General features: G+C 66.7%; 13 protein-coding genes. 9 read left to right on the top strand and 4 right to left on the bottom strand.

Going from position 1 to position 14,217, the window contains the following annotated elements:
* From ELY19_RS07950 to ELY19_RS07960, 3 genes are read right to left on the bottom strand one after another with little or no spacing between them, the layout of a single operon-like run.
* Positions 1 to 1,176: an MlaD family protein gene (locus tag ELY19_RS07950; protein WP_126195747.1), complete on the bottom strand. Its 1,176-nt coding sequence runs from the start codon at positions 1,174 to 1,176 to the stop codon at positions 1 to 3.
* Positions 1,177 to 1,180: 4 nt separating this feature from the next.
* Entirely contained in the window at positions 1,181 to 2,038 is an 858-nt protein-coding gene (locus tag ELY19_RS07955; RefSeq protein ID WP_227966664.1) for an ABC transporter permease, read from the bottom strand.
* Positions 2,039 to 2,041: 3 nt separating this feature from the next.
* On the bottom strand, positions 2,042 to 2,896 hold the full coding sequence (locus ELY19_RS07960) for an MlaE family ABC transporter permease (RefSeq protein ID WP_126195748.1): 855 nt from the start codon (positions 2,894 to 2,896) through the stop codon (positions 2,042 to 2,044).
* A 202-nt stretch (positions 2,897 to 3,098) separates the two neighbouring features.
* On the opposite strand from ELY19_RS07960, the gene rpsF reads away from it, so the two are divergent.
* The 4 genes from rpsF (at position 3,099) to rplI (ending at position 4,746) form a co-directional block, all read left to right on the top strand.
* Positions 3,099 to 3,383, top strand: coding sequence for a 30S ribosomal protein S6 (rpsF, locus tag ELY19_RS07965; protein ID WP_068526178.1), 285 nt, complete (start codon positions 3,099 to 3,101; stop codon positions 3,381 to 3,383).
* Between the two features lie 27 nt (positions 3,384 to 3,410).
* A complete protein-coding gene (locus tag ELY19_RS07970; RefSeq protein ID WP_126195749.1) occupies positions 3,411 to 3,944 on the top strand; it encodes a single-stranded DNA-binding protein in 534 nt (177 codons plus the stop codon).
* A 77-nt stretch (positions 3,945 to 4,021) separates the two neighbouring features.
* Entirely contained in the window at positions 4,022 to 4,279 is a 258-nt protein-coding gene (rpsR, locus tag ELY19_RS07975) for a 30S ribosomal protein S18 (RefSeq protein WP_068526176.1), read from the top strand.
* A gap of 14 nt (positions 4,280 to 4,293) precedes the next feature.
* A complete protein-coding gene (rplI, locus tag ELY19_RS07980; RefSeq protein WP_126195750.1) occupies positions 4,294 to 4,746 on the top strand; it encodes a 50S ribosomal protein L9 in 453 nt (150 codons plus the stop codon).
* Positions 4,747 to 4,812: 66 nt separating this feature from the next.
* On the opposite strand, the gene ELY19_RS07985 is transcribed toward rplI, so the two are convergent.
* The gene (locus tag ELY19_RS07985; RefSeq protein WP_126195751.1) at positions 4,813 to 5,307 is read right to left on the bottom strand and encodes a hypothetical protein; all 495 of its coding nucleotides are present in this window, start codon (positions 5,305 to 5,307) and stop codon (positions 4,813 to 4,815) included.
* A gap of 542 nt (positions 5,308 to 5,849) precedes the next feature.
* On the opposite strand from ELY19_RS07985, the gene dnaB reads away from it, so the two are divergent.
* The 5 genes from dnaB (at position 5,850) to ELY19_RS08010 (ending at position 13,963) form a co-directional block, all read left to right on the top strand.
* Entirely contained in the window at positions 5,850 to 7,256 is a 1,407-nt protein-coding gene (gene dnaB / locus ELY19_RS07990) for a replicative DNA helicase (RefSeq protein ID WP_374101486.1), read from the top strand.
* 137 nt (positions 7,257 to 7,393) lie between these two features.
* Entirely contained in the window at positions 7,394 to 8,128 is a 735-nt protein-coding gene (locus ELY19_RS07995) for a TnsA-like heteromeric transposase endonuclease subunit (protein ID WP_225536084.1), read from the top strand.
* 35 nt (positions 8,129 to 8,163) lie between these two features.
* A complete protein-coding gene (locus tag ELY19_RS08000; protein ID WP_068526171.1) occupies positions 8,164 to 10,272 on the top strand; it encodes a TnsB C-terminal domain-containing protein in 2,109 nt (702 codons plus the stop codon).
* Complete coding sequence (locus ELY19_RS08005; RefSeq protein ID WP_019201592.1) at positions 10,269 to 11,372, top strand: AAA family ATPase; 1,104 nt, start codon at positions 10,269 to 10,271, stop codon at positions 11,370 to 11,372. Before ELY19_RS08000 ends, ELY19_RS08005 begins: the two co-directional genes overlap by 4 nt.
* Before the next feature lie 35 nt (positions 11,373 to 11,407).
* Complete coding sequence (locus ELY19_RS08010; RefSeq protein ID WP_158635063.1) at positions 11,408 to 13,963, top strand: TniQ family protein; 2,556 nt, start codon at positions 11,408 to 11,410, stop codon at positions 13,961 to 13,963.
* Positions 13,964 to 14,217 lie beyond the last annotated feature (254 nt).

Raw genomic sequence — 14,217 nt, forward strand, 5'->3', positions numbered from 1 at the left:
TCAGCGGCCCCTCGTCGTGGTCGGTGCGGCGGTGGTGGATGCGGCGGGGGTCGAGGGCGCGGCCCGGCCCGCGGTGGGCTTCGGCGGCGCGCTCGTCGTGCCCGTGCCCGGAGGTGGTGTCCGGCCGGGCGGGGTCACCGAGAACTCCGGCAGCGGCGGCAGGAGCGATGCGATCGCGGGGAAGCGCTGGAAGGTGACGTCGAGGTTGAGGACGGGCCCGGACCCGGTGTCCGGCATCGACCGGCGGACCCGCTCGATGAGCTCCTCGAGTTGGCGGCCGTTGCGGGCGGCGTCGGGGAAGCTCGCGACGGTGCGGGTCGCGAGCTCGCGCACCGGCACCAGGACCTCGGTGAGGGCCTTGACGTTGGGGCCGCTGAGGAGCGCGGCGAGCGCCGGCGAGAAGTCGTTCGCGAAGACGTCGATCGTCGCCTTCTGCCGCTCCGGGTACCCGGGGGTGTCGGGGCCGGTCCAGGACCACAGCGCCTGCAATCCGGGCAGCATCCGTTTCGTCGAGGCGTCGAGGGCGCTCAGGGTGGCGGCGATCGTGGGCAGGGTGTCCGCGGTCGGGATCCGCTGCGTATCGGCGTTCGCCTCGGCGATGGCGCCCACGGCGCCGAGGAAGGGCAGGAACTGCCGGGTCGTGGTGTCGAGCTGGGCGATGAGCTGCGCCATGTGGGGGCGGAAGCTCTCCCGCTCCATCGTGCTGAGCGATCGGAGCAGCGAGGCCATCGTCCCGTCGTCGGGCGTGGCGGTCGGCTCCCACGCGGCGCCGGAGGCGAGGACCCGCCCGCCCGGACCCGGGGTGAGCGCGACCACGGTGATCCCGAAGGTGTTGCCGGGTGCGAAGGCGACGCGGACGGTGTCGGTGACGAGGTCGTCGGCGGCCCCGTTGAAGCGCATCGCCACGCCGAGCCGTCCCGCACCGCGGTCGACGATGTCGGTCACCTCGCCGACGCGCAGGCCGTCCATCTCGACGGCGGTGCCGGGCCCGACCCCGGGCGCGACGCTGCGCACCACCAGGGTGAGGGTCTTCGGCGGGGTGCTCACGAGGGCGCGCACGGCCCAGAAGGTGCCGGCGGCGAGCACGACGGCGAGGATGGTGGCGATGCCGCGGCGCAGCAGGACCGGGGCCGGCGTCATCATGCCGGTGACGGGGGAGGGCCAGCGTGTCGTCATGCGGTCACCCCCGGAACACCAGTTCGCTGCTCGCGCCCCAGATGCCGAGGGTCATCAGCATGTCGAGGACGACGATGGCGACCATCGAGGCGCGGACGGCGCGGCCCGACGCGACGCCGACGCCCTCGGGCCCACCGGCGGCGAAGAAGCCCTGGTAGCAGTGGATGAGGATGACGGCGCAGATGAAGACGACGACCTTCGCGATGGAGGCCACGAGGTCCGCGGGGGAGAGGAACTGCTGGAAGTAGTGCTCGTAGGTTCCGGCCGCGTCGCCCTGCGCCAGCACGACGATCGTGCTCGAGGCGAAGAAGCTGACGATGATGGCGATGAGGAAGATCGGGACGATCGCGACGACGCCCGCGATCATGCGGGTGCTCACGACGAAGGAGATGGAGCGCAGGCCGAGCGCCTCGAGCGCGTCGATCTCCTCGGTGATGCGCATCGCGCCGATCTCCGCGGTCATCCGGCACCCGGCCTGGACGGCGAATCCGGCGGCGGCGAGGATCGGGGCGAACTCGCGGGTGTTGGCGAGCGCCGCGATGACGCCGGTGAGCGGGCCCATGCCGAGCAGGTCGAGCGCCGCGAAGGCCTGGACGGCCACGGTGCCGCCCACGGCGAGGCCGAGGACCACCATCATCAGCGACGTGCCGCCGCCCACGATCACGGCGCCGCGCCCCCAGGTGAGGTCCGTGATGGTGCGCACCGTCTGCTTGGGGTAGTTCCGCAGGGCGTGCGGGATCTGCGCGACGGAGGTGACGACGAAGGACACCATCTGGCCGAGGCGCGCGAGGGTGCCGCGGAGCGAATCCGTCACCCGTCCGGCGGTGCGGAAGCCTCTCGGGCGGTAGGGGGCGATGGTCACGGGTCAGCCCACCCTCATCGGGAAATAGGTCGTGTAGATCTGGGTGAGCGCGAAGTTGAGCACGATGATGCCGACGGTGGAGACCACCACCGTGGTGTTCACCGCGTCGGCGACGCCGCGTGCGCCGCCCTTCGCCTCGAGGCCGTGCTGGCAGCCGAGGACGGCGATCATGATGCCGAAGATCGCGGCCTTGACCAGCGCGAAGCCGAAGTCGCGGGTGGTGGCGTAGGCGCCGAAGCTGAGCCAGTAGCTGCCCGGGGTCACGTTCTGTCCGGCGACGGCGAGGTAGTAGGCGGCACCGATGCCGACGACCGTGATGAAGACGCAGAGCAGCGGCGCGACGAAGGCGGAGGCGAGGATCCGCGGGACCACGAGCCTGCGGACGGGGTCGATGCCCATGACCCGCATGGCGTCGACCTCCTCGCGGATGGTGCGTGAGCCGAGGTCGGCGGCGATCGCGGAGGCGCCGGCGCCGCCGAGGAGGAGCCCGGCGGCCATGGGCGCGGCCTGCTGGATCACGGTGAGGCCGCTCGCGGCACCCATGAGTGAGCCGGCACCGATCTGGTTGACGATGCTGCCGATCTGGATGGTCACGATGACGCCGAACGGGATGGCCATGAGGAACGCGGGGACCGCGGTGACGCTGACCAGGAACCACGCCTGGACGACGATCTCGCGAACCGCGATGCGGCCGCGGAGGAGGTCCGCCAGCATGGCGACCACGGAGTGGAGCACGAGTTCGACGGTGCGGCCGAGCGTGCGGACGGGTCCGAGGGCGTTGGCGTCGAGGTTCGTACGGAGGGTGTCGATCGCGCCGGGCCGCGCGACGGGCGACTCCTGAGACGATTGCGATGTCATAGCTCACCTCCTTCCTGGCACATGTTAGGGAATGTTCTCTATCCGGGCGGGTTTTTCCGGTGAATTTTCAGATTCGCTCGTCAGTCCGCTGATTTCGCTGGTGGCGAGGGGTTGGGGTACCCTGGTCCGGTTGCCTGTCGGGCAACGCTCCTGCCGTGGAGAGTCCACGGCCGCATAGTCCATAGGAGGAGGCGAAAAGCCCATGCGTAATTACGAACTGATGGTGATCCTGGATCCGAGCCTGGATGAGCGCACCGTCGCGCCCTCGCTGGAGACCTTCCTGAACGTGGTCCGCAAGGACGGCGGATCGGTCGGGAACGTCGACATCTGGGGCAAGCGCCGTCTTGCTTACGAGATCTCCAAGAACGCCGAAGGCATCTACGCGGTGATCGATCTGACCGCCGAGCCGGCGACCGTCAACGAGCTGGATCGCCAGCTCAAGCTGAACGAGTCGGTGCTGCGCACTAAGGTGCTGCGGCAGAACTAGTCGCGCACTAACGACAGGGAGAGACACATGGCAGGCGACACGATCATCACGGTCATCGGCAATCTGACGGCGGATCCGGAGCTGCGCTTCACCCCGTCGGGTGCGGCGGTGGCCAACTTCACCGTCGCCTCCACGCCCCGCACCTTCGACCGGAACACCAACGAGTGGAAGGACGGCGAGGCGCTGTTCCTGCGCTGCAACATCTGGCGTGAGGCGGCGGAGAACGTCGCCGAATCGCTGACGAAGGGCACGCGCGTCATCGTCTCCGGCCGGCTCAAGCAGCGGTCGTACGACGACCGCGAGGGCCAGCGGCGCACGGTGGTGGAACTCGAGGTCGACGAGATCGGCCCCTCCCTCCGGTACGCGACGGCGAAGCCGACGCGCACGCAGCGCGGCGGTGGCGGCGGCGGTTTCGGTGGCGGCGGTCAGGGCGGCGGTGGCGGTTACAGCCAGCCCGCTCAGCAGGCCCCGCGCCAGAACCAGCCCGCAGACGATCCGTGGGGCAGCGCCCCCGCGGCCGGGAGCAGCTTCGGCGGCGGCAACGACGATCCGCCGTTCTGATCCCCGGGATCGAACACTGTGAAGGCGTCCCGGCCCGCCGGGCGCCGAAGTAGACCTCATCAAGGAGTACCAACACCATGGCCGGTAAGGGCAATGGCCGGAAGGTGCGCGTCGAGAAGGCCGTCAAGGCCAAGGCGTGCACGTTCTGCAAGGAGAAGAACACCAAGATCGACTACAAGGACACCACGCTGCTGCGTCGGTTCCTGTCGGAGCGGGGCAAGATCCGCAGCCGTCGCGTGACGGGCAACTGCGTCCAGCACCAGCGCGACATCGCGATCGCCGTCAAGAACGCGCGTGAGGTGGCACTGCTGCCGTTCACGTCGACGACCCGCTAAGGAGGGGTGAAGAAATGAAGCTCATCCTCACCGCCGACGTCGACAACCTGGGCGCCCCGGGCGACACCGTCGAGGTCAAGGACGGCTACGGCCGCAACTACCTGCTGCCCCGCGGTCTCGCGATCGTCGCCACCCGTGGCGCCGAGAAGCAGGTCGAGGGCATCCGCCGCAGCCAGGAGGCCAAGCGCGTCCGCGGCCTCGATCACGCCAACGAGCTGAAGCAGGCCATCGAGGGCCTGGAGTCCGTCTCGCTGACCGTGAAGACCGCCGATTCGGGCAAGCTGTTCGGCTCGGTCACCGCTGCCGATGTCGCCGCCGCGCTGAAGGCCGCCGGCGGCCCGTCGGTCGACAAGCGCAGCATCGAGCTGCCGCAGGGGCACATCAAGTCCACGGGTTCGTTCCCCGTGGTCGTGGTGCTGCACCCCGACGTGCGCGCCAAGTTCGCGCTCACCGTCGCCGCGCAGTAACGTTCTCCGAACGCCAGAACCCCCATCGCCCTCGGGCGGTGGGGGTTCTGTGCGTCGTGGGGTCGCTCAGACCGTGATCGTGCCGACGCAGGGCGTGCTGGTCTGGGTTCCGATCCACTCGCTGCCCGCGCCGGTCTTGATGACCAGGTTGAAGGTCACGGCGCCCTTGCCGGTGGTGACGGGCGTCTTGTTCAGGACGGGCAGCTGGCCGACACCGTTGAGCTTGGCGCTGCCGAACTTGCCGGTGGTCGTGTTGTTCCACGACAGCGTCGCGGACGAGGCGAACTGGCTCAGGACCAGGTCGCGGGCGCTCGCGTCGCCGGTCGCGCCGACCAGGATCTGTCCCTTGCCGCCGACGGTGGCGGTCACCTTCCAGGTCAGCATCTGGCCGCCGACCACGAACATGGGGTTGGCGCTCGTGCAGGTGGCGGTGGCCGTGGCGGGCTTCGGCTTGGGGGCGGGGTTCGGGGCCGCCCCGGCGGGCCCGATGGCGCACGTGGCGGTGGCCGCGAGCGCGACCGCGACGCCGGCTGTGCGCGCCGTGATCGTGGAGGTGTTCATCGGGTGGATCCTTCCGCAGTCGATGATGCACCGATCAGAATACGCGGCGGCGGGTGCCGGAAGAAGGTGCACCGTCGTTGGGTGACGCGTTCGCGCTGGTCGGGGGCCCAGCAGGTGACCGGCGGGTAACAACGGAGGGTGGTTTTCGCTGCGCCACAGTGACCGATTCACTCACGACACGCCCGAATGTCAGGTCGGTGCGACACGCGGGGGAATCTCGATCCACAGCGGTGGGTATGCCACCCACCCGCACTGACCTGCTGCGACGCACGAAATGCGCAAAACTCTCCACAGGTTTTCCCCATCGGTCCACACCGTCGTCCCCATCCTGACCGCGCGCCCTCCACAGCGCGCCCACAGATTCATCCACAGCTCCGCTTTGCGGTCCCGACCCGAGCGCCTAGCGTTCACGTGCGTCGGTCGCGCGCCCGTGCGGGAGTTCGAGATCCGGAAACCTGTCAGGGGTCCGCGGTAGACCGATCGGAGAACTGGTGAAGTCCCCGCCGCTCGTCGGCGGTGGGCGCGAGAGAGGCGGGTGCGCGGTGTCGGTCACGGACGAGCAGGAGTTCACTCCGGGTCCTGTGGGCCGGCCGGAGCCCACTCCCGACGGTCCGCCCGCCGAGGACTTCGGGCGCCAGCCCCCGCAGGACATCGCGGCCGAGCAGTCCGTGCTCGGCGCCATGATGCTCTCCAAGGACGCCATCGCGGACGTCCTCGAGGTGATCAGCCCCGGCGACTTCTACCGGCCCGCGCACCAGTCGGTGTACGACGCCATTCTCGACCTGTACGGCGCGGGCGAGCCCGCGGACGCCGTGACCGTCTCCGCGACCCTCGACCGCAAGGGCGAGCTCAAGCGCGTCGGCGGCGCCCCCTACCTGCACACGCTCATCTCCACCGTGCCCACCGCGGCCAACGCGGGCTACTACGCGGAGATCGTCGCCGAGAAGGCGATCCTCCGGCGCCTCGTCGAGGCGGGGACCAGGATCGTCCAGTACGGCTACTCGGGTTCCGACGGTGCCGATGTCGCCGAGGTCGTGGACCGGGCGCAGGCCGCCGTCTACGACGTCACCGAGCGCAAGGCCTCCGAGGACTACGTGGTCCTCGAGGAACTGCTGCAGCCGACGATGGACGAGATCGACGCGATCGCCTCGCGCGGCGGCGTGAGCATGGGCGTGCCCACCGGTTTCACCGACTTCGACGCCCTGACCAACGGCCTGCACGCCGGCCAGATGATCATCATCGCCGGCCGCCCCGGTGCGGGTAAGTCCACGGTGGCGCTCGACATCCTGCGCTCCTGCTCCATCGCGCACGGCATGGCGGGCGCACTGTTCAGCCTCGAGATGAGCAAGACCGAGGTGGTCATGCGCCTGCTGTCGGCGGAGGCGCGGATCAAGCTGGCCGACATGCGTTCGGGCAAGATGTCCGACGACGACTGGACGCGGCTGGCCCGCCGCATGTCGGAGATCTCCGAGGCGCCGCTCTTCGTCGACGACTCGCCGAACCTCACGATGATGGAGATCCGCGCGAAGGCGCGCCGGCTCAAGCAGCGGCACGATCTCAAGCTCATCGTCATCGACTACCTGCAGCTGATGACCTCGGGCAAGAAGGTCGAATCCCGCCAGCAGGAGGTCTCGGAGTTCTCCCGCCAGCTCAAGCTGCTCGCGAAGGAGCTCGAGGTCCCCCTGATCGCCGTCGCGCAGCTCAACCGTGGTCCCGAGCAGCGCACCGATAAGAAGCCCCAGGTGGCCGACCTCCGTGAGTCGGGCTCGCTCGAGCAGGACGCCGACATGGTCGTCCTGGTGCACCGCCCCGACGCGTACGAGCGCGACGACCCCCGCGCCGGCGAGGCCGACTTCATCCTCGGCAAGCACCGCGCCGGCCCCACCGCGACCGTCACCGTCGCCCACCAGCTGCACTACTCCCGGTTCGTGGACATGGCCAAGGGCTGACCCTCCCCGTTGTAGGGTCCCAGATTCCGTGGCGGAATCCCAAGCTACGTGGCGGACAGTTGGCGGATCCGCCAACTGTTTGGGACACGCCGGGGCACGTCCCCGCATCTGAGGGCGGAAGTGGCACCGTCAAGACCATGTCGCCCGGCAGCTCCGCGGGGACCGCGGTGGAAGTATCGTTCCGCCGCGGTGAGGACCTCTGTGAGCGGACCGTGGAGTGGAAGTCGGCCGCAATGGAGGACCTTCGCGAGGCAGCGCCGTGGCGCACATTTCGCTGGTATCGAGGGCAGAAACACTACTCGGGGTGGTACTGGTCGAGCACTACCCGCGATCTGGTGATCTATGAGTCCCGCCTGGAGCTCGCTAACCTGATGCTCGCAGACTTCGACGATCGGGTTCGGGGCATCGTGGCCCAGCCTTTCCTTCTCGCGACTGAGGTCGATGGTGTCCTGCGGAGGCACGTTCCGGACTTCCTACTCGATACTGATTCCGGCCCGGTCGTCGTTGACGTAAAGCCTGCTCGAAGGCTTGATAATGATGATGTTGCAAGGGTTTTGAACTTGACTCGGGATGTCGTCGAGGCCAAGGGGTGGCGATACGAGGTCGCCACCGAGCCGCCGCCGCGGAGGGCCGCGAATGTCAGATTCCTCGCTGGCTATCGGCGCGAGAGTGCAATCGTGCCTGACCATTGCGAGGCGGTTCAGGCGGTCGCTCAGGTGGGATTGACGATTGGTGCTCTCATCGATCGGATGCCAGATCGTCCTGACGCGAGCGTGCGAGCGGCGGTGCTGCACTTGATATGGCGGCGTCGGCTGCACGTCGACATTGACGCCGCAATCACTAGTCGCACTCAGATTTCGAGGGTCTTGTGAGTGGCGTTGAGCGGGTTGAGGTTGGCGGACGGTACATGTACGACGGCGAGGCGTTCGAGATCGTGGAGCTCGCCACGGCTAAGGGCGTCGTCGATGTGCTGGGGAAAAGCGCTGCAGGGCAGTACATGCGAGTTGGCCTCGCGGAGTTGCTGTCTTCGGTCCGGGGTCGGGTCCTCCCGACCGGCCCTGGCGTTTCGAGCACTGATGCAACCGAGCCTGCAGGCGTCATCTTCGGTGAGTTGTCCGCGGCAGAGCTTCAGAAGGTGACGGAACGCGCGGGGCACGTACGCGAGATTCTTACCGGGTACAGATCTGGCAGCGCGGAGACTGCGAGCAAGGGGGAGCCCAGGCCGGAGTTTTCCGGCGACCGCCCGCTCACTGACCGCTACGCAGCGAAGGCGCGCGAACTGGGCGTCGGCTTGCGATCTGTGGAGCGGTGGGTGTCCAAGTTCCGCACTGAAGGGCCCGCAGGCCTGGTAGACGCGCGACGTACGAGAGAGGCGGAGCCCTTCCCGTCTGTCGATCGGCGGTGGTTAGACACAGCTGTCGAAGTCATGGTTGAGCACGCCACCGAGTCGAAACCGTCCCGCACGATGGTGATGGCACGCGCGGAGGCACGGGTCTTGGCGCGATTCGGAGAAGGGGTCGTCGCCATCCCGTCTCGGACAAATGCTTTCCGCGTTCTCGAGTATCTGGAACAGCGCTATCCCACATTTCGACTGTCTGCCAAGCGAAATCGCGACATCGCTGAGCGGCCAGAAGGCGTGTACGGCAAGCTCCGTCCAACTCGGCCTGGCGAGTACATGCTGATGGACACAACCAGGCTCGATGTCTTCGGGCTCGATCCTCTGACGCTGCGATGGGTGCAGGTCGAACTGACCGTCGCGATGGACTGGTACACCCGCTGCATCACCGGGTTGCGATTGACCCCGGTTTCCACGAAATCGGTTGATGTAGCGACCGTGATGTACGAGGTTTTCAGCCCACGTCCGGCCGGCGCGGACTGGCCGGAATACGCGGTGTGGCCAGCTCACGGAGTACCGCGGTCGGTACTTGTAGATGTCACCGCGGAGCGGCCAGCGGATGCGGCCGCTGGACCAGCTATTGTCCCTGAGACACTGGTCGTGGACCATGGCAAGGTCTACCTCTCGAACCACGTGATGAGTGTGTGCCAGCGCTTCGGGATTTCGGTGCAGCCAGCTCGGCTCCGAACCGGCCGCGACAAAGGGCCAGTTGAGCGGTTCTTTCGTACTATTCGTGAAGATCTCCTCCAGGCCTTGCCGGGGTACAAGGGACCTGATGTCCACTCGCGCGGCGAGGATCCTGAGGGCGGAGCGTTCTTCTACATCGACGAGCTCGAAAGCATCATCCGCGAGTGGGTTGCGCAGGTCTACCACCACCGCCAGCATTCGAGCCTGCTCGACCCGCGAGTTCCGGGCTTACGTATGTCGCCCGCCGCGATGTTCGAGCACGGTGTTTCTCGCGCCGGATACATTGAGGCGCCTCGCGATCCGGACCTGGCATTCGAGTTCCTCAAGCCGGTATGGCGGAAAATTCTTCACTACGGTGTCGAGATCGGAGGCCGCCGCTACAACGGAGACGGGCTCAACGGCTACCGTAACCTCGCGAGCCGGTTCACCGGCGAGGCCAAGGGACGATGGCCGATCCACTGCGATCCCGACGACATCACCAAGGTGTACTTCCGGCGCCCAGATGAGCGGACCTGGCACACATTGGTGTGGGAGCACGCACCGTCGATCGATATGCCGTTCAGCGAGGATGCACTGCTCTACGCAAGGAAGCTAGCAGCATCGAAGTACCGATTCCCCAACGACCGCCTTGCGGTAGCTGACTTGTTGGAGCGGTGGAACATCGGCCTGGGCTCGACCCGAGTGGAACGGCGCATTGCATTGAGAATGTCACGCGAGACCGAACTGTCGCAGCGACCGCAGGGCGAAGCGCGTGTGGATCGACTGCCGTCGGTCGCCCGCGTGCTCGCTCCCGACCAGGACGAAAGCGATGTGCAAGCAGAGGACACCGCGATTGATCGCGGTCTCGACTACGCCGGCGAGGAAGGTGACGACGATCGATTCGACCAGGAAAACATCGATGACTTCTACTCCGACGCGCTGGAGGACGTATGACCGAAACCGCCGCGACACTCGACAATCTGACCCTCGCCCGAAAGGAAGGGTGGCAGAAGTTCGTCAACACCCCCGCACGTGTTCCACCGGAGGCGTTGAACCGCGATGAACTCGACAGACTGACCGACAAGGAGCGCACCGACTACGACCGTGAGCGCCGCGAGTGGCACGCGAACCTCGGGCCCCTCAAGACCAGACAGCTGGTCGAGGTGCACGAAAACCTCTGGGATGTCATCGACTCCAACGCCCAGGACGGAGACAAACCGAAAGGCGCCGTTGCGATCGACGCAGTACCCGGACTAGGGAAGACCACCGCGGTATTGAGCTTCGCCCGCGCGTTCCACCGCCGCGAAGTAGCCGAGAACGGCACTACGACCGAGGAAGGTCATGAACGGTGGCCGGTGTGCCGGGTGGGACTGACCGGCAACACTGGCCTACGCGAGTTCAACCGGGCGATGCTCGCGTTCTACGCCCACCCAGGCGGCCGCCGCGGCAACGCCGCCGACTTCGCCCACCGAGCCCTGGACTGCGTGCTGGCATGCGAAACGAAGATCCTCATCGTCGATGATCTGCACTTCCTGCGGCTGCAGTCCACCTCCGGTGTCGAGGTCAGCAACCACTTCAAGTACATCGCCAACGAGTTCCCGTTGACGGTGATCTTCGCTGGCGTCGGTTTGGAGGCGCGGGGACTGTTCTCCGAGGGCAGTAGTGACCGAGATGCTCTTCTCGCGCAGACCGGCCGGCGTACAACGCGGCTGACAATGGATCCTTTCGGTGTCACCAATGATGCTGGGCGCCGGGCATGGCGTCAGACGCTCAAGGCGATCGAGCAGCGGGTGGTTCTGGCCGAAAAGTATCCGGGCATGATCGCCGACGATCTCTCTGACTACCTGTATGCCCGGTGTACCGGCCAGATCGGCTCACTGATGACCCTGATCAACCGGGGATGTCAGCGCGCGGTCCGGACTGGGTATGAGCGCCTCGACGAGGAACTGCTCGATCGGGTCAAGATCGACGAGGCATCGGAGAAGGCTCGCGAAGAACTGCGCCTGGCATTCGACAACGGCTGCCTGAGAACTCGCATCGGCAGGGCCGGATGACAGTGCCACGTTCGCTTCCCTTCAGGGTGGACCCGGTGCCGGGCGAAGCGATCGATTCCTGGCTCGAAGCGATCGCCTTCCGCGCCGACTCAGCGTGGGGAGACCTTCTCGACGCAGTCGACATACCTGCGCCTGCAGGTCTTGGGTACCCGCCCTGGACGATCGCACTCAGCGAGGCCGAAGTAGCCAGCCTGTGTGCCGCCACGGGCAGCGACGTCGAATTTTCGATGATGACCCTCACCCGGTTCGACGGGACCGCGGTGCGCATCGACTCGCAGTCGCGGAGTTTGCGCCGCGAAGTGGCATGGACCCGCCGCACCGGATCCCGCTTCTGCCCGCACTGCCTCCGAAGCAACGGCGGCCGATGGAAGCTCGAATGGCGACTCGGCTGGGCGTTTGCCTGCACCGACCATCGTTGTTTGCTGTCCGACGAATGCCCTCGCTGCCATAGAATTCCACGCCGCCGCCCGCTCCCGGGCCACTGCACCCCGATCCCCGGCCGATGTGCATCGCCGGCGCAGGAAGGAGGCATTGGACGGGAGGCCCGACGGTGCGGCGCCGATCTCACGGCTGCCGAGGTCCTCGACCTTCCTGGTGCGCACCCCGCTCTTCGGGCACAGGCCCTCATCGATCGAATCATCGACGACGGAGTCGTGCGGTTCGGGGTCTACGCGCGCCTTCCACAGCCTGCGGCTTCTGTGCTTGCCGACATTCGCGCCATCGGCGGCCGAGTACTGTCCTACGCCACCGACGAAGAGCTCTTAGCGCGAGTGGGACCCGAACTGGCGGTTGAGTACCGGGCAGTCGATGAACAAGGTGGTGCACGATCCGGACAAGTCCGACAGAGCCGCACGAAGCCGGCCCTCGAAGCGCCAGCGAGAGCCGTCACAGCTGCGATTGGCGTCAGTGCCGCGATCGACGTTCTGCACTGCTCGGACCTCGCAGCCGCAGCTGATCGCCTGCGATGGTTAGTGACCTCGGCCCGGGAGACAGGCCTCAGTGTTCAACCGACGAACATCGGCTGGGGGACGCGAATCTCACCAATCCTGACCGGTGTCCAGCTCGCCGCGCTATCCCCGATGCTCGACCCGTCCGACCAACTTCGCTACCGCACTCACTCCGACCTTCCCACCTTGGTGACCAGTGGGCGCGCAGAGCTACTAGCGCGTCACACGCCGACGCAATTTTGGGCCGGAATCAGTTTGCCCTTCACGGTCCCGGCGGCGAGGCGCACAATGATGCGCCTGGCATTGTCTGCGGCCTTACAGTTGGTGGGCACTCGGTTGAATCTGACGGCCGCTGGTCAGCAGGTCGGAGGTCACCTGGCTGGCCATGCCCTATCCCGATTCCTACAGATTCTGGAGTCCGATCAACACTGGAGCGATGTGTGCGCGGGTCTGACACGCGTTGCCGATTACGTTGTCGAGCGCGGCGTACCGATCGACTATCAGCGCCGACGGGCACTCGATTGCACCGGTTTGCTTCCGGACGATGAGTGGAGGCAGATCTGCCACCGCACCGGAACGCCGTCACAGGGCGGCTCCGCCCGGGCGGCTGTTGTTCGGGCGTTTCTTCGCGAGGAGCTCACAGGCGTCCCCACGGTTGACGGGTCCGCAGACTTGCTCGCTAAGATCGCCGCGTTTCCCCGCGATCTGACACCCGGCCTTCGGGACGAGCTGATCAACCACGCACGGGTGTTCTTGGACGCCGCGGGCATCGATGAGGAACCAATTGCCTGGGAGCCGCCAATTGAGCTCCTCGCTGGTCTCGACCTCCCTGGCCCGCGACCAGGACTGATCGACCGTGATCGCCTTCGAAAGCTCATCCGAGAACGCGACCTTCCCATCGGCGCCGCCGCCCGCGACCTCGGCACCACTGGCGAGGCGGTTCGCCTTGAGCTGATCGTCAATCCCCTCCCAGTCGATACCGGCCGCCGGAAGTACGCCAGCGCTCGAACGCAGCTCCCCCCGGAGGCTTTGACCCAGCTCTATCATCACGATCGCCTCACCTTGCGACAGATCGCTAACCGTATTGGAGTCAGTCGTCAGGTGATCCGTCGACTCCTCACCGAATACGAGATCCCGACGATCCCCGCTACCGAGCGCGCGAAGATCATCATCGACCGCGACTGGCTCTACCAGCAATATGTCACCAACAGCAGGGCCCTCCCTGACATAGCCCGAGAACTGGGCATGAGCACGGCGAACCTGGCTCGGTGGGCGAACAAACACGAGATTCCGATGAGACCCCGCGGCGGACCCAGTCACACCGCGGCCCTCGACGCCGCGGCCGCCGCGAAAACGGTGCCGCCGATCTTGCGCACAGCTGTTGCGGCCCAGGGCGGGCGCGACCGACTGGAACGGGCGAAAGCAGCATCGCGATTCCCCACGCTGACCGAGGCTGCACACGCGTTAGGAACCAGCCAGGCAACCCTCACGAACCAGTTTCTCCGGCTCGAACGCGAGACCGGCGGAGCTCTGTTCGACCGTGCCGAGCGCAATCGCCCTATGACCCTGACCGCCCACGGACGGAGGGTGATCGACGCCATTCGAAAGCTGGACGGAACTGCTAGCGAGTCTCCCGGTGGGTAAAACGGTGCACCAAGTTCCTGAACCTGGCCTCTCAGGTGGTGAAGACGTGGTTCGGAATGCCCTAGCCTCCACGCACGTCGTCGCGTCGGTAGGGTCAGGAGCGAACCGCGATTCCACGTCCCGGAACCTGTCATGGTGAGGCTCTAGAATAGAGACAGCTAAGCCCGGCTCGTTTGCCGACGAACCGGGCTCAGCTGAACAACCGAATCACCACTCCGAGGGTTCGCCCCTCGATACCGTGACCGTTGCGAATG

It is taken from the genome of Tsukamurella paurometabola (assembly GCF_900631615.1).
Taxonomy (GTDB): Bacteria; Actinomycetota; Actinomycetes; order Mycobacteriales; family Mycobacteriaceae; genus Tsukamurella; species Tsukamurella paurometabola_A.

Bases quoted from the DNA above. Each gene is read 5' to 3' on its own strand.
- ELY19_RS07960 (WP_126195748.1), bottom strand. From the start codon at position 2,896: ATGACATCGCAATCGTCTCAGGAGTCGCCCGTCGCGCGGCCCGGCGCG.
- ELY19_RS08005 (WP_019201592.1), top strand. From the start codon at position 10,269: ATGACCGAAACCGCCGCGACACTCGACAATCTGACCCTCGCCCGAAAG.
- ELY19_RS07995 (WP_225536084.1), top strand. From the start codon at position 7,394: ATGTCGCCCGGCAGCTCCGCGGGGACCGCGGTGGAAGTATCGTTCCGC.
- ELY19_RS07970 (WP_126195749.1), top strand. From the start codon at position 3,411: ATGGCAGGCGACACGATCATCACGGTCATCGGCAATCTGACGGCGGAT.
- ELY19_RS08000 (WP_068526171.1), top strand. From the start codon at position 8,164: ATGTACGACGGCGAGGCGTTCGAGATCGTGGAGCTCGCCACGGCTAAG.
- ELY19_RS07950 (WP_126195747.1), bottom strand. From the start codon at position 1,176: ATGACGACACGCTGGCCCTCCCCCGTCACCGGCATGATGACGCCGGCC.
- rpsR (WP_068526176.1), top strand. From the start codon at position 4,022: ATGGCCGGTAAGGGCAATGGCCGGAAGGTGCGCGTCGAGAAGGCCGTC.
- rpsF (WP_068526178.1), top strand. From the start codon at position 3,099: ATGCGTAATTACGAACTGATGGTGATCCTGGATCCGAGCCTGGATGAG.
- rplI (WP_126195750.1), top strand. From the start codon at position 4,294: ATGAAGCTCATCCTCACCGCCGACGTCGACAACCTGGGCGCCCCGGGC.
- ELY19_RS07985 (WP_126195751.1), bottom strand. From the start codon at position 5,307: ATGAACACCTCCACGATCACGGCGCGCACAGCCGGCGTCGCGGTCGCG.